This window comes from Actinomyces radicidentis (assembly GCF_001553565.1).
Taxonomy (GTDB): domain Bacteria; phylum Actinomycetota; class Actinomycetes; order Actinomycetales; family Actinomycetaceae; genus Actinomyces; species Actinomyces radicidentis.
Genome location: NZ_CP014228.1, coordinates 2,890,462 through 2,913,540, shown reverse-complemented (window position 1 = coordinate 2,913,540; position 23,079 = coordinate 2,890,462). Strand labels below are relative to the sequence as shown.

General features: G+C 72.2%; 20 protein-coding genes, 2 tRNA genes and 1 pseudogene. 11 read left to right on the top strand and 12 right to left on the bottom strand.

Translation table 11 applies throughout. The features are described from left to right. Window positions 1-29: 29 nt before the first annotated feature. Both obgE and proB read left to right on the top strand, forming a co-directional pair. Window positions 30-1,604, top strand: a complete 1,575-nt coding sequence (obgE, locus tag AXF14_RS12360) for a GTPase ObgE (RefSeq protein ID WP_067943656.1) — start codon at window positions 30-32, stop codon at window positions 1,602-1,604. Beyond that, window positions 1,601-2,734 carry a glutamate 5-kinase gene (proB, locus tag AXF14_RS12355; protein ID WP_067943654.1) on the top strand — a complete coding sequence of 378 codons (1,134 nt, stop codon included), beginning with the start codon at window positions 1,601-1,603 and terminating at the stop codon, window positions 2,732-2,734. Before obgE ends, proB begins: the two co-directional genes overlap by 4 nt. Window positions 2,735-2,746: 12 nt before the next feature. Here proB and AXF14_RS12350 read toward each other — a convergent pair whose 3' ends face one another. After that, complete coding sequence (locus AXF14_RS12350) at window positions 2,747-3,358, bottom strand: hypothetical protein (RefSeq protein WP_067943652.1); 612 nt, start codon at window positions 3,356-3,358, stop codon at window positions 2,747-2,749. Beyond that, a complete protein-coding gene (locus AXF14_RS12345; RefSeq protein ID WP_067943650.1) occupies window positions 3,355-4,515 on the bottom strand; it encodes an AAA family ATPase in 1,161 nt (386 codons plus the stop codon). Before AXF14_RS12345 ends, AXF14_RS12350 begins: the two co-directional genes overlap by 4 nt. Window positions 4,516-4,719: 204 nt before the next feature. Here AXF14_RS12345 and AXF14_RS12340 point away from each other — a divergent pair, with 204 nt between their 5' ends. Further along, window positions 4,720-6,015, top strand: a complete 1,296-nt coding sequence (locus AXF14_RS12340; RefSeq protein WP_067943648.1) for a glutamate-5-semialdehyde dehydrogenase — start codon at window positions 4,720-4,722, stop codon at window positions 6,013-6,015. Between the two features lie 18 nt (window positions 6,016-6,033). Beyond that, complete coding sequence (locus tag AXF14_RS14230; protein WP_067943647.1) at window positions 6,034-6,387, top strand: hypothetical protein; 354 nt, start codon at window positions 6,034-6,036, stop codon at window positions 6,385-6,387. Window positions 6,388-6,469: 82 nt separating this feature from the next. Here AXF14_RS14230 and AXF14_RS12330 read toward each other — a convergent pair whose 3' ends face one another. The 10 genes and pseudogenes from AXF14_RS12330 to AXF14_RS12285 form a co-directional block, all read right to left on the bottom strand. Further along, window positions 6,470-7,135 carry a response regulator transcription factor gene (locus AXF14_RS12330; RefSeq protein ID WP_067943645.1) on the bottom strand — a complete coding sequence of 222 codons (666 nt, stop codon included), beginning with the start codon at window positions 7,133-7,135 and terminating at the stop codon, window positions 6,470-6,472. Beyond that, window positions 7,132-8,601 (bottom strand): sensor histidine kinase, encoded by a 1,470-nt coding sequence (locus AXF14_RS12325; RefSeq protein WP_236755668.1) that lies wholly within the window; start codon window positions 8,599-8,601, stop codon window positions 7,132-7,134. Before AXF14_RS12325 ends, AXF14_RS12330 begins: the two co-directional genes overlap by 4 nt. Window positions 8,602-8,702: 101 nt before the next feature. Further along, a pseudogene (locus tag AXF14_RS12320) lies at window positions 8,703-10,020 on the bottom strand (UDP-glucose dehydrogenase family protein). Next, complete coding sequence (locus tag AXF14_RS12315) at window positions 10,011-11,102, bottom strand: phosphotransferase (protein ID WP_084355565.1); 1,092 nt, start codon at window positions 11,100-11,102, stop codon at window positions 10,011-10,013. Before AXF14_RS12315 ends, AXF14_RS12320 begins: the two are co-directional and overlap by 10 nt. Next, window positions 11,099-12,241 (bottom strand): phosphotransferase family protein, encoded by a 1,143-nt coding sequence (locus tag AXF14_RS12310; RefSeq protein ID WP_067943644.1) that lies wholly within the window; start codon window positions 12,239-12,241, stop codon window positions 11,099-11,101. Before AXF14_RS12310 ends, AXF14_RS12315 begins: the two co-directional genes overlap by 4 nt. After that, entirely contained in the window at window positions 12,238-13,971 is a 1,734-nt protein-coding gene (locus AXF14_RS12305) for an ABC transporter ATP-binding protein (RefSeq protein ID WP_211260183.1), read from the bottom strand. Before AXF14_RS12305 ends, AXF14_RS12310 begins: the two co-directional genes overlap by 4 nt. 121 nt (window positions 13,972-14,092) lie before the next feature. Then, window positions 14,093-15,250 (bottom strand): glycosyltransferase family 4 protein, encoded by a 1,158-nt coding sequence (locus tag AXF14_RS12300; RefSeq protein WP_067943631.1) that lies wholly within the window; start codon window positions 15,248-15,250, stop codon window positions 14,093-14,095. A 2-nt stretch (window positions 15,251-15,252) separates the two neighbouring features. Then, window positions 15,253-16,461 carry a glycosyltransferase family 4 protein gene (locus AXF14_RS12295; RefSeq protein WP_067943626.1) on the bottom strand — a complete coding sequence of 403 codons (1,209 nt, stop codon included), beginning with the start codon at window positions 16,459-16,461 and terminating at the stop codon, window positions 15,253-15,255. Further along, window positions 16,458-17,651, bottom strand: coding sequence for a glycosyltransferase family protein (locus AXF14_RS12290; protein ID WP_067943624.1), 1,194 nt, complete (start codon window positions 17,649-17,651; stop codon window positions 16,458-16,460). Before AXF14_RS12290 ends, AXF14_RS12295 begins: the two co-directional genes overlap by 4 nt. 255 nt (window positions 17,652-17,906) lie before the next feature. Then, window positions 17,907-18,374, bottom strand: a complete 468-nt coding sequence (locus AXF14_RS12285; protein WP_084355564.1) for a lacto-N-biose phosphorylase central domain-containing protein — start codon at window positions 18,372-18,374, stop codon at window positions 17,907-17,909. Window positions 18,375-18,730: 356 nt separating this feature from the next. Here AXF14_RS12285 and AXF14_RS12280 point away from each other — a divergent pair, with 356 nt between their 5' ends. The 7 genes from AXF14_RS12280 (at window position 18,731) to AXF14_RS12250 (ending at window position 23,065) form a co-directional block, all read left to right on the top strand. Continuing rightward, window positions 18,731-19,966 (top strand): MFS transporter, encoded by a 1,236-nt coding sequence (locus tag AXF14_RS12280; RefSeq protein ID WP_067943615.1) that lies wholly within the window; start codon window positions 18,731-18,733, stop codon window positions 19,964-19,966. A gap of 126 nt (window positions 19,967-20,092) precedes the next feature. Next, the gene (gene nadD / locus AXF14_RS12275; RefSeq protein ID WP_067943613.1) at window positions 20,093-20,806 is read left to right on the top strand and encodes a nicotinate-nucleotide adenylyltransferase; all 714 of its coding nucleotides are present in this window, start codon (window positions 20,093-20,095) and stop codon (window positions 20,804-20,806) included. Continuing rightward, complete coding sequence (locus AXF14_RS12270; RefSeq protein WP_067943611.1) at window positions 20,803-21,639, top strand: prolipoprotein diacylglyceryl transferase; 837 nt, start codon at window positions 20,803-20,805, stop codon at window positions 21,637-21,639. Before nadD ends, AXF14_RS12270 begins: the two co-directional genes overlap by 4 nt. A 56-nt stretch (window positions 21,640-21,695) precedes the next feature. Beyond that, window positions 21,696-22,091, top strand: a complete 396-nt coding sequence (rsfS, locus tag AXF14_RS12265; protein WP_067943609.1) for a ribosome silencing factor — start codon at window positions 21,696-21,698, stop codon at window positions 22,089-22,091. A 10-nt stretch (window positions 22,092-22,101) separates the two neighbouring features. Beyond that, entirely contained in the window at window positions 22,102-22,746 is a 645-nt protein-coding gene (locus tag AXF14_RS12260; RefSeq protein ID WP_067943608.1) for a histidine phosphatase family protein, read from the top strand. 134 nt (window positions 22,747-22,880) lie between these two features. Then, window positions 22,881-22,953, top strand: a tRNA-Ala gene (locus AXF14_RS12255). 39 nt (window positions 22,954-22,992) lie between these two features. Then, window positions 22,993-23,065: transfer RNA gene (locus AXF14_RS12250), tRNA-Ala, on the top strand. Window positions 23,066-23,079 lie beyond the last annotated feature (14 nt).

Sequence of the window (23,079 nt, the reverse complement as noted above, 5' to 3'; positions counted from 1 at the left end):
CGACCGCACGCACGTCCAGGAGGACCCTCATGCCCAGCTTCATCGACCGAGTGGTCCTGCACGTCGCGGGCGGCGACGGAGGCAACGGCTGCACGTCCATCCACCGCGAGAAGTTCAAGCCGCTGGCGGGACCCGACGGCGGCGACGGCGGCCACGGAGGCGACGTCGTCCTCACGGTGGACCCCCAGGTGACGACGCTCCTCACCTACCACCGCTCACCGCACCAGGTCGCCGGCAAGGGCACGCCCGGCATGGGCGACTGGCGCCGAGGCGTCGACGGCAAGGACCTCGTCCTGCCCGTCCCGCAGGGCACCGTCGTCAAGGACGCGGACGGCGACGTCATCGCGGACCTCGTCGAGCCCGACGCCAGCGTCGTCATCGCCCGCGGCGGGACCGGCGGCCGAGGCAACTTCTCCCTGGCCTCCTCCAAGCGGCGAGCCCCCGGCTTCCACCTCCTGGGCCTGCCCGGTCAGGCCCACGACGTCACGCTCGAGCTCAAGACCATCGCCGACGTCGCCCTCGTCGGCTACCCCAGCGCCGGCAAGTCCTCCCTCATCGCGGCGATGAGCGCCGCGCGCCCCAAGATCGCCGACTACCCCTTCACCACCCTCGTGCCGAACCTCGGCGTCGTCGAGGCGGGCTCGACGCGCTACACCATCGCCGACGTGCCCGGTCTCATCCCCGGCGCCAGCGAGGGCAAGGGCCTCGGCCTGGAGTTCCTCCGCCACATCGAGCGCACGAGCGTCATCGTCCACGTCCTCGACTGCGCCACCCTCGAGCCCGGCCGCGACCCGCTCTCCGACCTCGACACCATCGAGGCCGAGCTCGCCGCCTACTCCGAGCGCCTCGGCGACACCGAGGACGCCCCGGCCGTCACCGGTCGCGTCCCGCTCATGGAGCGCCCCCGCGTCGTCGTCCTCAACAAGGTCGACGTCCCCGAGGCCGCCGAGCTCGCCGAGTTCGTCCGCGCCGACGTCGAGGCCCGCGGCCTGCCGGTCTTCGAGGTCTCCGCCGTCGCCCACACGGGCCTGCGCCCCTTCTCCTTCGCCCTCGCCGAGCGCGTCGAGGCCGCCCGCGAGGCCGCCGAGGCCGCAGAGGCGGCCGAGCAGGAGGCGCGCCCCGTCATCCGCCCGGCCTCCGTCGGCCGCCGCAGGAACGAGCCCGTCGCGACCGTCCGCGCCGTCCACCACCCCACCGAGGGCCTCGTCTACCAGGTCCGCGGCGAGAAGCCCGAGGAGTGGGTCCTCCAGACCGAGTTCGGCAACAACGAGGCCGTCGGCTACCTCGCCGACCGCCTCGCCGCCGCCGGCGTCGAGGACGATCTCGTCGAGGCCGGCGCCCGCGCCGGCGACGCGGTCCTCATCGGCGACCTCGAGGGCGGCGTCATGTTCTCCTGGGAGCCCACCGTCTCCACCGGTGCCGAGCTCCTCGGCGCCCGCGGCACCGACGCCCGCGTCGAGGACTACCGCCGCCGCACCAACGCCGAGCGCCGAGTCCAGTACCACGACCGCATGGACGCCAAGGAGGCCGCCCGTCAGGAGCTCCGTGACGAGGCCGCCGAGGGCCTGTGGACCGATGCCGGCTGGGACGGGGACGAGGAGTGAGCGAGCGGCCCGGGGGCCTGCCCGAGGGAGCGCGCGTCGTCCTCAAGGTCGGCTCGTCCTCGCTGACCCGACCCGACGGCGGGCTCAACCTCAACCGCATCGACATCCTCGCCCGCCTCATCGCGGGTCTCAGGGGCCGCGGCCACGAGGTCGTCCTCATCTCCTCCGGAGCCGTCGCCGCCGGTCTGCCGGCGCTGGGCCTCGAGGAGCGCCCCGGCGAGCTGCGCCTCCTCCAGGCGGCCGCCTCCGTGGGGCAGGGGCGGCTCGTCTCCCGGTGGGAGACCGCGATGAGCGCCTACGGCGTCGTCACCGCCCAGGTGCTCCTCACCGCCCAGGACGTCGCCGTCCGGCGCCACTACCGCACCGTCCGCTCCACCTTCGCGGCCCTGCTCTCCATGGGCGCCGTCCCCATCGTCAACGAGAACGACGCCGTCGCCACCACCGAGTTCAACCTCGGCGACAACGACCACCTGGCCGCCCTCGTCGCCCATCTCGTCACCGCGGACGTCCTCGTCCTCTTCACCGACGTCGACGGCATGTGGACCGACCGCCCCGGCAACCCCGGTGCCGAGCCCGTCCGGCTCGTCACCGGACCCGCCGACCTCGAGCGGGTCAACGTCTCGGGCCGCGGCAGCGCGCTCGGCACCGGCGGCATGCGCACGAAGGCGCAGGCGGCCGCCATCGCGGGCGCCTCCGGGACCGCCACGATCATCGCCTCCGCCGACGACGCCCAGCGCCTCCTCGGCGGCCCCGGGGTCCCCTCGGACCTGGGCACCTGGTTCCTCCCGACGGGACCGCACCGGTCGAGCCGGCGCCTGTGGATGGCGCACGCCTCCCAGCCGGAGGGCCGCGTCCTCGTCGACGCGGGCGCGGCGCGCGCCGTCACCGTCGGCAAGAAGTCGCTCCTCCTGCCCGGCGTCACCGGCGTGGACGGGGACTTCGAGTCCGGCTCCGTCGTCGAGGTCGTGGGTCCCGAGCGGACCGTCGCGCGAGGGATCTGCCGCTACTCGGCCGCTGAGCTCGCCGAGGTGCTCGCGGCCCGGGCGGCCGGGCGGCCCGCGCCCGACCACGTCGCGCCCGTCGTCCACCGCGACGACCTCGCCGAGCTGCCCCGGACCGCGGGGGAGTAGGTACGACCGTGCTCAGGTGAGGTGCTCCAGCTCGCGGCGCAGCGCGACGAGTCGCTCGAGCGACCGGCTCAGACTCGGGCTCGAGTCACGAGCGTCCTCGACGTTCCATGCGGTGCGCGCAAAATCGTTGAGCGTGCTCACGTAGAGCGGACCCGGGGAGCCATCCTGCCGTGCCATCGCGCCCCTGATCGAGCGGGACCGAGACGTCTGGCACAAGCGGATCAGCTCGTGCTTGGCGTGTGGCAGCGAATCGGGGGTCCTCGGTAGTCTGGCCGGCGCGACTCGGAAGAAGCTGGCGAAGCCTGCGCCGTCCGCGAGCAGCCATGCCTCAGTCATGGAGCAGGCGAACCGGAGCTCGAATCCCGCGCCGTGTGGCCGCGCACCAATCAGCTTGCTGTGCAGCTCAACCGGGCAAGCTTGATCGGCATCCCTGAAGACGATCCATGCTGAACGAGGGCCGGTGCGCGCCAGACCGGGAATCAGTGTGTCGAGCTTGGCGACGCCGTGCTTGACCAGAACAGGACGCGAAAGCGTGAGGCCAACCGCGCGGAGCACGGCTTCTGCCATCCCCGTGTCGGAATCCCCCTCGACGGCGACGCTAACCGCGGGTGCCGCCTGTGTCATCGCGGGCTCCTCGCTGCCGCGGTGAGTCCGCTGAGATCTCGTGGTGCGATGAGTCCGTCCACGACGTCCGACATGCTCAGGCCGAGCTCAAGATCTGCGACCTCTGGGAGGGCTGCGAGCAGGTCGGCCTGCGTGCCGTCGTCTGTCGCTCGGAGTACGAGGACCTCACGGGTGCTGACGCCCTCGTCGTTGAGGATCTCGGGGGCGTGGGTGGAGACGAGGATCTGGAGGTCGGAGGATCGGCGCACCTGCGCGAGCACGGTCGGCAGCATCCGTACGACGGCGTTGTTGAGGGAGAGCTCGGGCTCCTCGAGGAGGAGCACGCCTGGGTTCGCCGGTGCCTTAATGATGGACCAGAGGAGCCCGATGAGCCTGAGAGTCCCGTCGGAGAAGTCGGACTCGTTCTGTTTGGCTGGCTGGGACCGCCAGTTCTTGTACCCGGCGATGAGGTGTGGCTGACCTGAGGCGTCGGTCTCGATCGAGAGCGACTCGAATCCTGGGACGGCTGCTTGGAGGGCCTGCTGCATCCGGCGCAGCCACGCCTCGCGCGTGCGCATGGGAGTCGCGTTGATCTGGGCGATGAAGTCGCTTCCGAAGGGATCGTCATGCACGAGGTTGTTGGTGTGCCGGGGGGCTCGGATGATCTGCGGCACGAGATGGAAGTACTGGACCCGTTGCAGGTACGTGGCGATGTCGCGGAAGGCGTGGTTGGCGGAGATCTGCTCCAGATGGGTCTGGGTGAGGCGCTCCAAGTCCTCCTTGTCCTCTTCATCCGGACGACTGAGAACGACCTCGCCGTCCTTCTCCACGAGCTCCTCGTCGACGATGGGCCGGTTTCTCCCGCCGGCCTCGCCGCGGACCGCGAGCCGGTAGCGCCAGGTCGTCTCGGCCTCCTTGAGAGTGACGTCGACGATGAGGCGTCCTCTGGCGTGGTTGCGCGCGAAGAGGCTCCGCACCTTGCTCAGCCCGCCGCGACGCTCGATCGCTGAGGACAACCCGCCGTCAGGAGCCGCGAGGTCGGACAGAAAACGAACGACGTCGAGGAGGTTGGACTTGCCGGAGGCGTTCGGCCCGACGATAAAGAGACGGTCTTCAATGTCGAAGGCGACTGTCTTGAAGTTGCGCCAGTTGGTCGCCTCGAGCCGCACGATTCGCATGCCGGTACCGCTTCCGTCGTCGAGTGGTCGTTGTCGAAGGAATTCTAGCGAGAGTCGGTGGCGTCATGGCTGCTCCGCATGATGGGCGCCTCGGGTGCGCGACCGTGTGGATGATCGTGTTGCCGGGTACCAGACCCGGCGCCCGTCGTCCACCGCGACGACCTGGCCGAGCTGCCCCGCACCGCGGGGCCCTAGCATGGGGCCATGTCCACGACCGCCCTCCCCGACCCGAGCGACGCGACCGCGTACGTCGAGGCCCTCGCCCGACGCGCCCGTACCGCGCAGCGCTCCGTCGCCGTCGCCACGCGCGACACGAAGGACGCTGCCCTCCACGCCCTCGCCGACGCCCTCGAGGCCGCCACCGAGCGCGTCGTCGCCGCCAACGCCGAGGACCTCGAGCGCGCCCGCGCCGGCGGCATGCGGGCCGGTCTCGTCGACCGCCTCGCCCTCACGCCCGAGCGCGTCGCCGCCATCGCCTCCGCCGTCCGCGAGGTGGCCGCCCTGCCCGACCCGGTCGGTGAGCTCGTCGACGGCCAGACCCTCCCGAACGGCCTGCGCGTGCGCCGCCGCCGCGTCCCCCTCGGCGTCGTCGGCATGATCTACGAGGCCCGCCCCAACGTGACTGTCGACGTCGCCGCCCTCACCCTCAAGTCCGGCAACGCCGTCCTCCTGCGCGGCGGCAGCGCCGCCGAGTCCTCCAACGCGGCCCTCGTCGACGTCCTGCGCAGCGCCCTCGAGGGCGTCGGCCTCCCCGCCGACCTCGTCGCCACCATCGACCCGGCCGGCCGCGCCGGCGCCACCGCTCTCATGCAGGCCCGCGGCCTCGTCGACGTCCTCGTGCCCCGCGGCGGCGCCGGTCTCATCAATGCCGTCGTCGAGTCCTCCGCCGTGCCGGTCATCGAGACGGGCTCAGGCAACTGCCACGTCTACGTCGACGCCTCGGCGGACCTGGATGACGCCGTGAGCATCATCGTCAACGCCAAGACCCAGCGTGTGGGCGTGTGCAACGCCGCCGAGACCCTACTCGTGCACGAGGCCGTCGCCGCCGCCTTCCTGCCCCGCGCGGCCGGTGCCCTGTGGGAGCGTGGCGTCACGCTTCACGCCGACGACGCCGCCCGCGCCGTGCTCGGCGACAAGGCGGGCCGCCTCGTCGCCGCGACCGAGGACGACTGGGCCACCGAGTACGGCAGCCTCGACCTGGCCGTGCGTGTCGTCGCCGACGTCGACGAGGCGGCCGCACACGTGCGCCGCTACTCCACCGGTCACACCGAGGCCGTCCTCGCCCAGGACCTGCGCGTGGTCGACGCCTTCACCGCGGGCGTTGACTGCGCCGTCGTCATGGTCAACGCCTCCACGCGATTCACCGACGGCGGCCAGCTCGGCCTGGGCGCCGAGCTCGGCATCTCCACCCAGAAGCTACACGCCCGCGGACCCATGGGGCTGACCGCGCTGACGACCACCCAGTGGGTCGTCGAGGGCGACGGGCACGTGCGCCCGTGAAACGCTGAGGGAGCTCCAATGACACGCCTTGTACGCACCCGTGGACGTCTGATCGCCGTCCTGACCATCCTGGTGGCCTCGATCCTGCTGACCTGGGTCGCCTCGGTGGTGCTCGGCTCGGGCAGTGGGGGCAACGTCAAGCCGGGCATCGACATGACCACCCCGAGCGTCACGCCCACACCCACCCCCACCCCCGTCGCGACCGAGACCGCCACTCCGACGGCGCCGGACACGGGCGCGCCCGCCGAGGCGCCGGCCGTCCCCGCGCCTCAGCCGCCGGCCCCGCCCGCCCCGCCGGTCTATGACGACGACCACGACGACCACGACGACGCCTACGACAGCGACACCAGCGACTACGACGACTACGACTGACGGACCGCGCCGCCCACTGAAAGGCCGTGCGCACCGCCTCGATAGGCGGTGCGCACGGCCTTTGTCTGCGCGTGGAACCTGCTTACACCAGCCGGTATCCCATGCCGCGCACGTTCTGGATCCGCTCCTTGCCGATCTTGCCCCTGAGGTAGGACACGTAGACCTCCACCACGTTGGAGCCGGGGTCGAAGTCGTAGCCCCACACCGTGCTCAGCAGCTGCTGCCTGCTGAGGACCTGGCCGGGGTGACGCATGAAGGTCTCAGCGAGGGCGAACTCGCGGGCAGAGAGCTCGACCGTGGAGCCCGAGACCTCCATCGTCCGCGTCCGCAGATCCAGGTCCAGGCCGTCGTGATGCAGGCGCACGGGGTCGGAGGTGGGCGCCGCGGCATCGTCACGCAGACGCAGCCGCACCCGGGCGAGCAGCTCCTCGAAGGAGAAGGGCTTGGGCACGTAGTCGTCCGCCCCTCCCTCCAGGCCCTTGACCCTGGCCGCCACGGAGGACCGGGCGGTGAGCATGATGACCGGCACGCTCACCCCCTGGCCGCGGATCTGCTCCAGGACGGAGAAGCCGTCGATGTCGGGCAGGCCCACGTCAAGGATGATGAGGTCGGCCTGGTCGCTCACCGCCCGCTCGATGGCCTCAGCGCCCGAGGCCGTGGCCTGGGCGCTGAAACCCGCGGCCTTGAGGCCCTTGAGCAGGAACGAGGCGATGCGCGGCTCGTCCTCGACCACCAGGATGCGGCTCATGAGAGCTGTCCTTTCGTGGTGCGGCCCCGCGGGTGATGACCGTGGTCTCGCCCGCAGGGGATCCGCATGGTGAACTGCGAGCCGGTCCCGGCGACGGAGTTGATGTCCAACGTGCCCTGGTGGGCGCTGACGATGTTCTCCACGATGCTCAGCCCCAGGCCCGTGCCCGTGGCCATGCTCTCGGCGTTGGAGCCGCGCCAGAAGCGCTGGCGCACCAGCTCCAGCTCCTCGGGGGCGATGCCGATGCCCTGGTCCGTGACCCACAGGAGCAGGTGGTCGTCCTTCACCCGTGACCCCAGGGTCACGCGGGAGCCGGCCTCGGAGTACTTCACGGCGTTGGCGGCCAGCTGCAGCCAGGCCTGGCTCAGGCGCTGGGCATCCAGGTCGCACACGGTGTTCGCAGACTCCTCCAGGACCCACACGCGCGGGCCCAGGACCTGGGCCTTGTCGAAGACGCTGGCGGTCAGCTCGCTCACGTCGGTGGGCTTGGGGACGAAGGAGTCGGTCCCGCTGGTCCTGGCGAGCTCAAGCAGGTCGTTGGCCATGGAGCCCATGCGGTCCAGCTCCTCGATGGCCAGGGAACGGGTCCGGCTGACATCCTCGGTGTCGGTGGGGTCGAGCAGCTCGAGGTGGCCGCGGATGATGGTGATGGGGGTGCGCAGCTCGTGCCCGACGTCGTCGAGCATGCTGCGCTCGGCCTCCACCGAGTGCTGGACACGGTCCAGCATCCTGTTGACGGCCCGGGCCAGGATGCCGAGGTCGTCGCGTCCGTGCACGGGAACCCGCGCGCTCAGGTCCTGGCTGCCGATCGACTCGGTGGCCATGCGCAGCTCGCCGATGGGCGCCAGGAGCCGCTCGACGACGAACCAGGCCAGTGCGGCCACCAGGGCGACGGTGAAGACCGCGGCCACGCCGTACAGCATCATGGTGCGCCGCAGCGAGGCCTCAGCGGTGTCCAGGTCGATGATGTGTGCCAGCGCCACCTGGGTCGTTCCGTCGCGCAGCGGCACGACCATGACCCGGTAGGTGCTCTGAGCGGTGCGCACCGTGGTGGTGGTCGAGTCCCTCGCCGTGCTCATGGAGGCAAGGTGGTCGACCAGCTGCTTGTCCTCCTGGGGCTGGCGGTCGGTCGCCGCGGAGGAGTAGTGCCAGCTCAGCGTCTGGCTCTCGAAGCCCAGCACGCTCTCGCCGGCACCCACCACGGACTGCCGGATGTAGGCGCGCACCACGCTGGAGGCGTCGGTGAAGCTCTGCCCGTTGCTGGGGTCGATGCCCGCGGTGGCCAGCTGCTCGAGCCGCTGGCGGCCGCGGTTGAGCTGCTCGTCGATGTCGGCGTGCAGCGTCTGCCGCCCGAGCACCCACACGATGGCCCCGGAGATGAGCAGGGCGATGCTTGACACCAGGATGATGGCGGCCATGACCCGTACTCCGACGGTGGCCGAGGGCTTGATCTGCTCGTCGTCCACGTCACTAGTGTGCCCCGCGCCCACGCCGGGCACGCCCGTGCCGTGGACGCGGGGCGCCGTGAGGCTCACGGCTGTGCTCGGGTGCTCAAGCGCGGTCAGGCTCACCGGCCCACGCCCCGGTAGGACCAGCCGGCTGAGCGCCACGCCTCGGGATCGAGCGCGTTGCGGGCGTCGATGACCACCGGACGGGAGACGGTCTCGGCGGCCCGCTGCGGGTCCAGCCCGGTCAGCTCTGGCCACTCTGTGCCCAGGATCACCAGGTCGGCGTCGGTCAGCGCCTGCCACGGGTCCTCAGCCACGGTGAGGTCGGGGTGGCGTCGTCGCACCTGCTCGGCGGCCTGCGGGTCGTAGACCGTGACACGGGCGGCCAGCTGCGACAGGCGCTCGGCGACCTCCAGGGAAGGCGAGTCGCGCAGGTCGTCGCTGTCGGGCTTGAAGGTGGCGCCCAGGACGGTCACGGCCGCGCCTTCCACGTTGCCCTCGCAGCTCTCGACGGCCAGGTCCACGATGTGGTCGCGCTGGCCCTGGTTGACGGAGTCGACCTGGGCGAGCAGACGGGCCAGGGACTCGACCCCCAGCTCCGAGGCCCTCGTGCCCAGGGCGCGGATGTCCTTGGGCAGGCAGCCGCCGCCGAAGCCCACCCCCGCCCGCAGGAAACGAGAGCCGATCCGTGCGTCCAGGCCAAGGGCGCGGGCCAGGACCGTGACATCGCCTCCCGCCGCGTCGCACATGGAGGCCATCGCGTTGATGAAGCTGATCTTCATGGCCAGGAAGGCGTTGGCGGAGGTCTTGACGAGCTCGGCGGTGGCGTAGTCGGTGAGGATGCGCGGCACGTCCTCGTCGAGAATCTGGGCGTAGACCTCGTCCAGCACCGACCGTGCGGCCTCCGCCTCCTCGGGCTCGTCGGGCAGGCCGTAGACGATGCGGTCGGGGTGGAGGGTGTCCTTGACGGCGAACCCCTCCCTGAGGAACTCGGGGTTCCACACCAGACGGGCCCGCCCGGCCAGCACCCCGGCCAGCTCGGCGGACGTTCCCACCGGCACCGTCGACTTGCCGACCACCAGCGGCTGGCGCTGGCCGTCCAGGAGCGCCGCCAGCATCTCGACTGCGGAACGTACCTGCGACAGGTCCGCCTTGCCCGAGTTGGGGCTCTGGGGGGTGCCCACCGCGATGAAGTGGACGTCGGCCCCGGCCACGTCCTCGACCGTGGGCTCACTGGTGAACCGCAGCCTGCCGCTGTCGACGCCCTCCTCGAGCAGCTCGGGCAGGCCGGGCTCATGGAAGGGGACCCGGCCCTGGGCCAGGGACTCCGCCCGCTGGGGGGGCGGTCTCGATTCCCAGAACGTCGTGGCCAAGGTGCGACATGGCGGCGGCATGGACCGCGCCCAGGTAGCCGCAGCCGACAACTGTCAGACGCATGAGGTTCTCCTCAGGTCGATGGTGCAGGATGACGGGAGGGGTGCCAGGCTCCTGCGCACCCAGCTCGCAAGCCACGCCCTGGCGCCGGGGCGGAAGGCGTGGACGAAGATCAGTCGCAGCGCAGCGCTGCGGCGGTAGAGGCTCAGACGCTCCGCGCGTGCGGACGACGCGGCGCACATGAGCTCCAGGACGGGGGAGAGGCGCTCGGCGCCCTGCTGGCTCAGACGGCCCTGGACGCCCATGAGCTCGGCGTGGGCGATGAGGTTGCCCAGATCCAGCTCGGCCTCGGCCAGGCAGGCGGTGTCCAGGTCGATGAGCGACAGCTCCTCACCGCTCCACAGCAGCTGGCCGTCGTGCAGGTCGCGGTGGCTGAGGGTCATCGGCCCCTGCGTCCCCTGCACGAGCTCGGCGCAGGTCGCGTCCACCGCGCGCCCGAGGGCGTCGGGGTTGTCGACCAGGCCCCGCAGCAGCCCGTGGCGGCTGGCGTTGTCGAACCAGCCTCGCAGGACGCCGGCCTCCTGCCGGGGTCCGTGGACGGCGAGGTCGGCGTCGGGCCGCGACAGCCCGCCCCATGCGCCCGCCAGGTGCTTCCAGCCCTGCAGCCCGTCGTCGCCCAGCTCGGCCAGGCTGCGCCCGGGCACCCGCTCGAAGTCGATGTGGGCGTCGCCGACGGCGAGGACGCGGGGCACCCGCAGGCCCATCGCGGTGAAGGCCCCGAAGGCCGCCAGGGCGCCCGGCGACGGCGCGGCGCGCCCGGGCCGGGTGGCCTTGCGCACCAGCTCGAGCTCCAGCACCACCGCGCGTCGACCCGCACGGTGGACGACGAGCTCACCGTCGTGCGGCGGAGCCAGGTCCGGCAGGGCCGGGTCCGTCGCGTAGGGCAGCATGCTCACGGTGCCGTCCGGGGCCAGGTGCCCGGCCCTGAGCCGGCCCTGCTCGTCGCGGCACTCGATGCTGATCGAGCCGTCTCGGGCGGGCCAGGCGCGCCGGACGCCCGGCAGGCGGGACAGGGTCTGCAGCGTGTCGACGCCGGGCGCGGGGTGCGGCACGGAGGCGGTGCTCCTCTCGTTGTCAGTACTCATGTCAGCGGCTCTCCTGCCTGCTCAAGGCGTGAGAGCCGGACGCCGATGGCGTCGGCCCAGCCGGGGTCCGCGTGCCTGAGCGGCTCGACCAGGCGGGAGAGCTCGGCCAGGGTGGTGGCGGCGCGCAGCTGGTGCTTGTCCGGCACCCGCCCCGCCTCCTGCCGGTACCCCTCGAGCAGGGCGGCGCCCGCGTCGGGCGGGCAGACCGCCAGGTAGGAGCCCAGGTCGATGGCGGCCGGCCCGAGCCGGGCCCGGTCGAAGTCGGTCAGCCACAGGGCCCGGCTGTCCGGGTCCGTGAGGAACTGGTCCGGTGAGGCGTCGCCGTGAAGGAGGACCGGTGCTCCGTCCAGCCGTGCCGGCAGCACGGGGACCAGCGCGCGCGTCCTCCTGGCCAGCGCGGGGGCCAGGGGCTCGAGGATGCGGGCGTGGACCCGGACGAGCTTGTCGACCGAGACGGGGGTGTTCCTCAGCCCGCTCCTGACGTCGGTCGGCAGCGAGGAGGTGGAGGCGTGCAGACGGGCCAGCAGAGTGCCGGCCCGGTGCGTGTCCTCCTGGCTCGGTGACTGTTCCAGGTCGGTGCTGCCGCACAGCTCCTGGAGGCTGTAGTGCTCGGGGTCCCAGGACCGGCCCAGGTCGCTCAGCCGTGGCACGGGCACGATGCAACCGGCGGCGCGGTGGATCTGCGCGAGCCGGCGTCCGCCGCCGGTGCGCACGCGCAGCACCCCCTCCGCCGTCCGCAGCACCAGGCGCCGCGCCGGGTTGTAGCGCAGCACCGCGTCGGGGTCGATGTCCTCCAGCAGGCCGCGCTCGCGGGCCCGGCCCAGGTACTTCGCGAGCTTGGGGTCGGCGAGCTCGGGGCCGGCCTGGAAGATGAGCCCGTCGGGCAGTGTGCGGGTGAGGACCTGCGCCCCGTAGCGCTCAGCGCGGTGCCGGACCTTGGCGGCCTTGGACGCGGATACGGGCCACAGGACGTGGGCCCAGCCCGCGGTGCGCCCCGACTCGCGCTCGGCCAGCCCCATGAGCAGAGAGACCTCCGGCTTGACGCGCAGCCGCACGGCGCGCACCGGCCGGCCGGCCAGCTCGCTCAGGGCGTCGGCGCCCAGGACGGTCTCCAGGACGCCGGGGACGGAGACGCTCACGCTCCGGCCCTCAGGTGCGTGAGGGTGGCGCGCGGAGACCCGACGGGCGTCGTCCCGGCCCAGGAGCGGAAGACCTCGGAGGACGCCAGCAGCCTGTCGGGCGTGCCGTCCATGAGGATCCGGCCGTCCTGGATCCACACGACGCGGTCGGCGCGCAGCGCCGCCTGCGGGTCGTGGGTGACGGTCAGGGTGGTGCGGCCCTCGACCAGGCGGTCGATGGCGTCGAGCACGACCAGGGCGGCGTCGGGGTCGAGTCCCGTCGTGGCCTCGTCGAGCACGACGATCCTGGAGTCCCTCAGCAGGGCCCGGGCGATGGCCACGCGCTGACGCTGGCCGCCGGACAGGGTCCCGCCCCTCTCGCCGACCGAGGTGTCGTAGCCCTCGGGCAGCTTGCAGATGAAGTCGTGGGCGAAGGCGGCGCGCGCCGCCCGCTCGACCTCCCGGTCGCTTGCCTCAGGACGTGAGAGCCGGATGTTCTCCCTGATGCTGCCGGTCAGCAGCACGGCCTCCTGGTGCAGCACCGAGACCTGGGCCCGCAGGTGGCTCAGGCTCAGCTCGGTCAGCGGCTGGCCGTCCAGGCTCACGGTGCCCGCGGTGGGGTCCATGGCCCGCACCACGAGGGAGGCGAGCGTCGACTTGCCCGATCCCGAGGGTCCGACCAGCGCCACGTGCTCGCCGGGGCGGATGGTCAGGTTGATGCCGTGCAGCACCTCGTTGTCCTCGTAGGCGGCCTTGACGCCCTCGAAGCGCAGCATGCCCTGCACGTCGCGCAGCGTGAAGCCCTGGCGCGGCGAGACGATCTCGGGCTCGATGGCCATGAGGGCGGCGACGCGCTCGCCCGAGGCGGTGGCCCGGGAGATGCGGCCCGTGTACTTGGCCATGTCCCGCAGGGGCTTCATGGTGGTGCGCAGGTAGGTCGTGAACAGCACCAGGTCTCCCGGTGTCATGGCGCCCTGCAGGACGCGCAGGCCGCCGCCGACCATGACCACGGCGGTCGCGATCCCGACGATGACGTCGGTGCGACGCTCCAGACGCGCCGCGATGCGCCGGGACTGGACGCCCTCGCGCAGCGAGACCTTGTTGACGCCGCTGAAGCGGTCCTGCAGGAGGGGCTCAAGCCCGTAGGCCTGGACCACCTTGATGGCGCCGAGGGCCTCCTGCGCGGTGTTGGCCAGGTTTCCCTCGGAGCGTCGGCTGCGCCGGGAGGCGGCGGTGATCCGCTTGGAGCTGCCCGACGAGGTCAGGGAGAAGGCGCCCACGGCCAGGAGCACGACGACGGACAGCAGCGGGTCGAGCACGACCATGACGACGAGCATGACGACCAGGGTGAGGACGTTGGCCGCCAGGGGCAGGCCCGCGGTGACCGCGACCTCCTGCATGCGGTTGACGTCCGCGACGAGGCGCTGGACGGTGTCGGCGCTGCGGTTGCGGGCGTGGAACTGCTGGGACAGGCCCTGGACGTGCCTGAAGGCCCGGGCCCGCAGGGAGGCGGAGGTGCGCGAGCCCACCAGCGTGAAGGCCAGGGTGGCCATGTAGTTGAACAGGGCGCGCGCCGCCACGACCGCCACCAGGGCGGCGCCCAGCACGAGCAGCAGCCCGAAGTCGGCCGGGGCGACACCGGTTGTGGTGCCCAGGGAGGCGACGACGGAGTCGACGACCATCTTCATGGGCCAGGGCTCAAGGGCGCGGAAGCCGACCTCCGCCAGGAGCGCCGCGGTGCCGCCGGCCATGAGGGGCCAGTGCGGGGTGGCGTCGGGACGAATCAGGCGCAGGGTCTGGCGCAGCGCCGAGGTGTCGGTGTTTCCCTGCTGGGAGCGCGAATCCTGTCCGGAACCGCCCCCGATGACGTCATCACTGCTCATGGGATGCCTCCACAGGCTCGAGGATGGTGCGCACCACGGAGCTCCAGGAGTGCTTCTCCACGGCGCTGCGGCGTGCGAACCGACCCAGGTCGGTGCGCCGTGCGGGGTCGGCGGCCAGGGCGTCGAGCGCCTCGGCCAGCGCCTGCGGGTCAGAGGGCGGCACCAGGACGCCCACCTCGCCCACCAGCTGCGGGACCTGCCCGACGTCGGAGGCCACCACCGCGAGCCCGGCCGCCATGTACTCCAGCACCTTCAGGGGAGAGAAGTACTGGTGCTCCTGCCCACCCAGGTCCGGGTAGGGCGCGACGCCGATGGCAGAGCCGGCCAGGTGGGAGGGCATGAGGTCGGGCGCGATGGCGCCGCGCAGGTCGACCTCCACCCCGAGCTCCTCGGCACGCTCCCTCAGGGAGTCCATCTCGGGACCGTCACCCAGGACGCGCAGCTGCCATCCTCCCTGGGACAGGCTCGCCGCCTCCAGGAGGTCGGCGACCCCGTGCCACGGCTTGAGGGTGCCCACGAAGGTGACCACGACCTCGTCGGGGTCCTCGGGCTGGGGCTGGATGCGTCGCACGCTCACCCCGTTGGGGACGGTGCGCACGCGCTCGGCCGGATCGGTGCCCGGGTAGAGCTCGGCGGGGCCCAGGGCGCGTCGCACCCACTGGGTCACCGGCTCCGAGACGCACACGGTGCTGGTGGCGCCGGCCACCTGGCGGCGCAGCAGCTGCCAGGCCAGGTCCTCGTCCGCCAGGTGACGGTGCTGGCGCTGCTCGTCGATGAGGGGGGAGTTGACCTCCAGGACGCCCGGGACGCCCAGCGCCTGCGTGATCTCGGACAGCGCCTCGCTGAACAGCGAGTAGCGCTCGTAGACCATGTCCGTTCCCTGGTCGCGCACCATCTGGGCGATCTGCCGCGAGGCCTCCAGCTGGGCCTGCTCGCGCGAGGCCGGGTCCTCGGCGTCGACCGGGACGTGGTGCACCGCGAGGTCGGCGAGGTCGCTGGGACGGTGGTCCCCGGTGCGGGCCGTGTAGAGGGTCACCTCGTGGCCCCGGGCCCGCATCTCGCGGATGACCTCCTGGACGTGGACCGAGGCGCCCTTGGTGCCGAACACCGGGATGCCCGGGTCCGTGCAGACGTAGGCGATACGCATTCTCACTGCTCCTGCTGTCGTCGTGCTTGCCAGCCCGACAGGATCGCGGCCTGGTGGCGTGAGTCGAACTGCTGCTCGATGAGGCCACGGGCGGCCCGGGCCAGCGCCCGGGTGTCGGTGGCGCCCGAGGCGATGTCCCGCAGCGCGCGGGCCAGCTCGCTGGGCACGCCCGGGGGCAGCAGCACGCCCGTCTCACCGTCGCGCACCACCTCGGGCAGCCCCGACACGGCGGTGGCCACCACGGGCGTCCCGCAGGCCATGGACTCCAGCACCACGGTGGGAAGGCCGTCGAGGTTGCCGTCCGGCGCCTCGACGCAGGGGGCGGCGAAGACGTCGGAACGGGCCAGGAACTCGCGCACCTCAGCCTGGGTCATGGGACCGAGGAGACGCACGTTGTCGGTCAGTCCCAGCGACTGGATCAGCTCGCTCAGCGCCTGGTACTCGTCGCCCTCGCCGGCGATCTCCACCTGCACCGGCACGCCGTCGTCGAGAAGCAGGCGCGTGGCCCGGATGAGGTCGGCGAAGCCCTTCTTGTAGACAAGCCGGCCCACCGCGCACACCCGCAGGGGCGTGGCCACGGGGTCGGGGTCCCGGTAGGCGAAGCGGTCGAGCTCGAGCGCGTTGTAACGCAGGCTGATGCGTGCCCCGCTGCCCGCGAGCACCCGGGTGAGGTAGTCCTCGTTGAACCTGCTGATGGCGATGACCCGGTCGGCGTCGACGCACACGCGCCGCAGCCACGTCGGGTCCACCGACTCGTGGAAGATGTCCTTGGCGTGGGTGGTGACAGTGTAGGGCGCGCCCGTCAGCGACGAGGCGATCCAGGCCACCCTGCCGGCCAGGGAGGCGAAGTGGGCGTGCAGGTGGTCGATGCCGTCGGCACGCACCTGACGGGCCAGCTCCAGGCCCTGGGTGACCTCGTCCCCGGGAAGGGTGAGCAGCGCCGGGAGGATCCGCGCGAAGCGGTCCATGTCGGCCCCGTCCAGGCACTGGGCCATCTGGTCCCACATCTCGATGCCCTTCCAGGGGCGGCTGACCCAGTTCACGCGGCCCTGCACCCGTGCGATCTCCGGGTGGAAGCGGCTGTCCGTGGTGGGGCGCAGGGCGTAGATCGACAGGTCGTCGCCCAGCGCCTCACGCGCCAGCATCTCAGTGACGATGAAGGTCTCAGAGAAACGGGGGTAGACCTTAAGGACGTAACCGATGCGTGTCATGCTGCACACCCCTGTCCGGCGTCGGCGGTGAGCAGCTCGTGCGCCAGCTGAGGCACGGCTGCCAGTCCCGCGAGGTCGATGTGATTACGGTTGACGCTGCGGTGGACGGCCGAGGCCGCCCACTGTCCCAGCGCGGTGGGATCCGCCTCCGACGAGCGCAGCACCTCGACGGCGCCGCGGCGCTCCAGGGCGCGGGCCCGGATGAGCTGCTCGAGGCGGGGCGTCTCGCGGGGGATCACGAGGGAGGGGGTGGAGGTCGACAGGATCTCGCACACGGTGTTGTACCCACCCATGGAGATCACGGCCGCGGCGTCGTTGATGTGGCGGCTCATTCCCGGCCAGGTCCTCATGACCCGGGTGCGCGGCCCGCCCAGGCGGGTGACCTCCGCGACGTCCGGCTCACTGAGCTGGGGCCCGCAGACCACCACGTGCTGGTGCCCGGCGGGCGGCTCCATGGCGGCGGCCTGCATGAGCATCGGCATGGCGTCCGAGCCCCCGCCGGCCGTGGTCAGCACGAAGGGCTCGGGCTTGAGCGGGGAGTCGTCGCCCGTGCCGTCGACGGCGCGCCTGCCGAGCGCCAGGTAGCCGGTGAAGCGCATCCGGTCGGCCAGGACCTGCGGGCCCTCCCCGGTGCGCGCAAGGTTGTGGACGGTGGGGTCGCCGTAGACCCACACCTGGTCGATGAGCGAGCGCTGCTGCTCACCCGGACCCAGGGAGGCCCACTCGCGTGCCATCGTGGTCGGGTCGTCCAGGACCTCGCGCAGCCCCAGGACCACGCGGGTGTGGGGGTGGAGGCGCTTGAGCGCCCGCAGCGGCTCCAGCAGCTCCTGGCGGACGCCGTAGGGGTGCCGGTCGATGATGAGCAGGTCGGGCGCGAAGGAGGTCATGGCCGCCTCGAGCACCTGGGAGCGCAGCCGGCGGAACTGGGCGCGCGTGGAGCGCAGGCGCCGGGGCCGGTAGCCGTCGGGGGACTTCATGACACCGGGCAGGATCAGCCAGTCGAAGCCTGCGGGCACCTCGAAGCCCTCGCCGGGGGTCAGTCCCGCCATGAGCAGCCCCGTGACCGGCGCGTCGGCGATCCCGGGAAGGGACTGGGACAGGTGGTGAGCCAGAGCGAGGTTACGGCGCAGGTGACCCAGGCCCTGGGCGTCGTGGCTGTAGAGCATCACCCTGATGGGCACGGCGGTCATGGCTCCTCCTTGTGATCGACCGGGAGTGGTGAGGGGAAGACCCCACTGGGGTTCCCCTCATACTGTGGCGAGACCGGTCAAGGTCACGATGAGGACAGAATGAGAGAGCTCTTAAGGTGCGGTCCCTCGGGGTCTCAGGCAGGACAAACCGCGCAACGACGCCGCTGCGGGTGAGGCACGGCACAGGGCCGAGCCCCATGCGGATCATGGTGCCCGGCCCTGCGTGCCGACGCCGCCCCGTAGGCGGGGCGGGGGTCAGTCGACGTCGACCCAGACTGAGCCCATGGGCCCGATCTCAAGCTCCCACTGGCGCCCGTCGCCCAGGACCGTCGTCGTCACGGCCTCGTAGGCGTTGTTGGTCACCAGCATCCTGCGGTGCTCCGGGTACCAGGCGACCTCCGTGGCCGGGTGGGTTTTGAACCAGTGGCTCAGCCGGTCCTCGCGGCCGGCCGCCCAGTACAGGGCGCGCTGCAGGGTGCGCGAGTTGGTGAAGGAGTACGGCAGACCGGAGAAGTAGACGGCGCGGCCCTCACCGAAGGTGTTGACGGCGATCCTCACCGTGCCGTCCTCGTAGGACAGCACCTGCGTGCGCTCACTGACGGCGTAGACGTCGCCGCCCGCGCCCTCGCCGTCGTCGAAGGGCTGCTCCAGGTCCGCGGTGATGACGTGGTCCTTGACGACGGTGGGGTAGCGGTCCGTGCGCTGGACGAAGTGCTGATTGATCCTGACACCACCAAGAGCCGATGAGCCCGCTCAGCGACGTCCATGGGACTTTACTCCGTCGCTACGGTGAGATGGAGCACATACTGTCTCAGTCGTCGGATCGGGGAGCCGACATCAGCGATATAGGCCTCGAGGAGGAGGTGAGATGTTATGAGCAACGGAGTCATCGTGTCGTCGGTCATTGACCTGATCGAGTCACGTCGCGACGACGCTGCCCCGCACAGTTGCGGCGAAGGCCCCTTGTCCTGGATCTCTTTTAGATTCAACTGGTGTGATCATGCAGGTGGAATCACCATCGTGCGAGTACATGATTGGCCTCATTGAGGGGCTCGTGGAGGGAATGCGAAAGGCGTATCGTGGCGACGCGTGCGCTGTGGCGTGACCGCGACTACCTGGCGTGGCTCGTCGGTGACACGGCGGGGGCGCTCACGGGCGCCATGCGGCTTTTCGCGATCCCGCTCATCGCCTACGCCACGACGGGCTCTGCCGCGCTCGCGGGCGGCGCCACGGGCCTGACCGCGATCGTCGCCGCCATGCTCAGCATCCTCGGTGGCGTCCTCGCCGACACGCATGACCGGCGGGCGCTCATGCGGTGGTACGCCGTCACCGGCGCGCTCGTCCACGGCGGCTTCGGCGTCCTCGTGCTCCTCGGGGCCGTGAGCTCGTGGTGGGTCATGGTCTACGCGGTCGCCTCTGGCGTGCGCGCCGGACTGCTCGGTGACGTGACCAACATCGTCCTCAAGTCCGTCGTCTCCGACGCGAACCTCACCGAGGCCTTCGGCGCGAACCAAGCACGCGACCAGGTGGTGCTCCTGGCTTCCGGCCCCCTCGCCGGCGTGCTGTTCGCCGTGAGCCCGGCCCTTCCGTTCCTCGCTGAGCTCGGCGCCAGCCTCGTCCTGCTCCTCGCCCTCGCGGGCATCCAGGCGGACCTGGGGCCGCACGAGGCCCCCTCACGCGAGGAGCTCCACCCGCTCACCGCCCTGCGCGAGGGCGTCACCTGGGTTCTCCGTCACCGGGTCGTCCGTCGACTCCTCGCCGTCTCCGTGCCCCTGAGCGCGGGCATGGCAGGCGTGGCGAGCGCCGTCATCATCCACCTCCAGGCCCGCGGGACCCCCGCGCCCGTCATCGGGCTCGTCGGCACCGCCGAGGGTGCCGGCGCTCTGTGCGGCGCCCTCGTCGCCACCGCCGTCGCGCGGCGCGTCCCGAGCGGCTGGGCGATGATCCTCGGAGCCTCCCTCACCTGCGTCGCCTACCTGCCGATGCTCGTCCTCACCCAGGACGCCGTCGTCGTTGCCGCGATGGGAGCGGCCGCCGCCTGCACAGCAGTCACGAACGCCGTCTTCGGCTCCTACTTCATGCACGTCGTCCCGGACGCTCTCCTGGGCCGGGCGCTCTCGGTGAGCTCGCTCGCCGGAGCCGGTGCAGGCGGGCTCGGGTCCGCGATGGCCGGAGCACTGCTCGGCGCTGTCGGCTTCCGCCTCACGCTCATCGTCCTCGTGCTCCTGTCGGCCCTCGCCGTCCCGCTCCTCCTCACCGCCCCTGCGCTGCGCGCCGTTCCTCGACCGGACCAGTGGGAGCCGGCAGGGGCGTGACCTCTGACGGCGCCCGGGGGCCGCGTGGCAGGATGTCCCCGTCCGACTCCCACGAGCGGACCCGGTGCGCGACGCGGTGCGCCGGAGCGCCGCCCGACGGCGCACGGACCGACCAGGGGAGAGCGCGTGAGCGAGGGCACGAGGCCGCTTCGCATAGGCATCATGGGCGGCACCTTCGACCCGATCCACCACGGCCACCTCGTGGCCGCCAGCGAGGTCCAGAACGTCTTCGGGCTCGACGAGGTCATCTTCGTGCCCACCTGGGCGCAGCCCTTCAAGAAGGACCGCCGAGTCTCACCGGCCGAGCACCGCTACCTCATGACGGTCATCGCCACCGCCTCGAACAACCGCTTTACGACCTCCCGCGTCGACATCGACCGCGGCGGCACCACGTACACGATCGACACTCTCCACGACATCGCCGCCGAGTATCCCGGCGCGGAGCTCTTCTTCATCACCGGCGCGGACGCGCTGGCCCAGATCCTCACCTGGAAGGACAACGAGGAGATCTTCGACCTCGCCCACCTCGTCGGCGTGACGCGCCCCGGTCACGTCCTCACCGACTCGGGCCTGCCCTCCGACGGCGTCTCGCTCGTCGAGGTCCCCGCGATGGCGATCTCCTCGACCGACTGCCGTGAGCGCGTCGCCCGCGGCGCTCCCGTGTGGTACCTCGTGCCCGACGGCGTCGTCCAGTACATCCGCAAGTACGGCCTCTACCGCGTGAGCACGCCCGACGCCCCGACGACGTCGATGACGGCGCGAGTCGCGGACCGGGCCGCATCCGAACCCGACCCCGGTGCCGACGACGGTGCCGCCCCCGAGGAAGGAAGCCCATCGTGACGACCCAGGACGCCGGAGCCGACGGACCCGTGAGCCGCCGCGCCCGCCGTGAGGCCGAGCGCGAGGTGGAGCGCGAGCTCCTGCGCACCGGCCAGGTGCCGGTCCTCACCCGCAAGGAGATCCGCCGTCAGCGCGCCGAGGCCGAGGCCATGCGCAACGCCATCGCCGCCGGTGAGATCACCGAGGAGGAGGCCCGCGCCCTCCAGAACCCGTACCTCAACGAGGACGGCCCCGTCGCCCCGGCGCCCGCCGAGGGCGAGGAAGGGGCCGTCCCGGCCGCCGCCGGGACCGAGGGCGGTGCTGCCGAGGGCGGCCCCTCCGCCGGGGACGCCTCCACCGCCGAGTCCGTGGAGACCGGCGAGTCGACGGAGGCGCCGAGCGCCCCCGTCCGCCGTGCCGTTCTGCGCGTCCCCGCCGCCCAGGGGCTGCGCCGTCTCGACGCCGCCACCGGTGAGATCTCCCCGATCGAGCCCGTCGACGAGGGGTTCGACGGCATCGAGACGCCCGAGTGGCAGGCCATCGCCCCCGACGCACCGGCCCCCGGCGAGGAGCCTCCCGTCGCGTCGACGCCGGACTCCGCCCCCGAGCCCGCCGCCGGCACCACCGGCGCCGGCCTGCCCGACGAGCCGGGCACCCGGCTGACGGAGGTCGCGGCCGCGGCCTCGCAGGAGGACGAGGGCCGGGGCCGCCGCGCCGTCATCGCGCTGCTCGTCCTCGTCGCGGTCCTCGCCGTCGGCGTCGTGTGCTGGTTTGTCATCCACCAGGCGGGCTCCTCGTCCGCCGCCGGCGTCCAGCACGCCGCCTCCGCGCTCCCCGGGCTCGCCGGCGCCTGACGCACCATCCCGATCCGACCACCGACCACCGACCACCGAACCCTCCGAGGAGCCCCGTGCCCGCCACCCCCCGCGCCATCGACCTCACCCACGCCGCCGCCCGAGCCGCCGCCGAGCGCAAGGCTGAGGAGATCATCGCCATCGACGTCGCCGACAGGCTCGCCCTCTCCGACGTCTTCCTCGTCGTCTCGGGCCGCTCCGACCGCCAGGTCCGCGCCATCGTCGACTCCATCGACGAGGCGATGCTCAAGGCAGGCGCCAAGCGACGCACGCGCGAGGGCTACGACGAGGGCCACTGGGTGCTCGTCGACTACGGCGACGTCGTCGTCCACGCCCAGCAGGCAGACGACCGCGAGTTCTACGCCCTGGAGCGCCTGTGGGCCGACTGTCCCGCCGTCGAGCTGCCGGACGACCTCGAGCGCGTCGCCGCCGAGGCCCCCGAGCAGGCCTGAGACCGCGCCCATGACGACCCTCGTCCTGTGGCGCCACGGGCAGACCGACTACAACCTCGCCGGCCGGGTCCAGGGGCGCGTCGACATCCCCCTCAACGACACCGGGCGCGCGCAGGCCGCCGCCGCCGCGCCCGGGCTCGCCGCCCTCGGACCGAGCCGCGTCGTCTCCTCCCCGCTCGAGCGCGCCCACGGCACCGCCCGCGAGCTCGGCGCCCTCACGGGGCTGTCCGTCACCATCGATGACGGGCTCCTCGAGCGGTCCTTCGGCGTGTGGGAGGGGCTCGACCGAGCCGCCATGGAGAAGGGCTGGCCCGAGGAGTTCGCGCTGTGGCGGGCCGGGGGAGACCCGGCCGGCGTCGGCGTCGAGACGCGCGCCCACGCCGCCGAGCGCGTCGGCGGGACCCTGGCCCGCATCGCCGACGACGCCCCGGAGGACGCCACCGTCGTCGTCGCCGCCCACGGCGCCGCCATCACCCTGGGAACCACTCACCTGCTCGGCCTCGACCCCGCCGGGTGGTTCGGCCTGCGCGGGCTCGACAACTGCCACCACGCGACCCTGCGGCGCACCGACCGGGCGCCCGGCTGGGTCCTCGTCGAGTGGAACGCCGGTGGGGGAGACACCGAGCCCGGCACCCCGGCGGGCTTCGTGTCCTGAGCGCCCGGGCGAGGGGCGGTCCCAGCGGTGACGGCCGCCGGAACGGTGAGGTACGGCACGCGCGGCCGATTTGCCCCCGGGTGCCGGAACTCCTTATGGTTATCCGCGTCGCCCGCGGGCGGCACCCGATACTCGGGGCTATGGCGCAGTTGGTAGCGCGCTTCCATGGCATGGAAGAGGTCGGGGGTTCGAATCCCCCTAGCTCCACGATCCGATCCGGTCCGCCGGTGAGGACGCCCGTTACTCGGGGCTATGGCGCAGTTGGTAGCGCGCTTCCATGGCATGGAAGAGGTCGGGGGTTCGAATCCCCCTAGCTCCACGTAAGATGAGAAA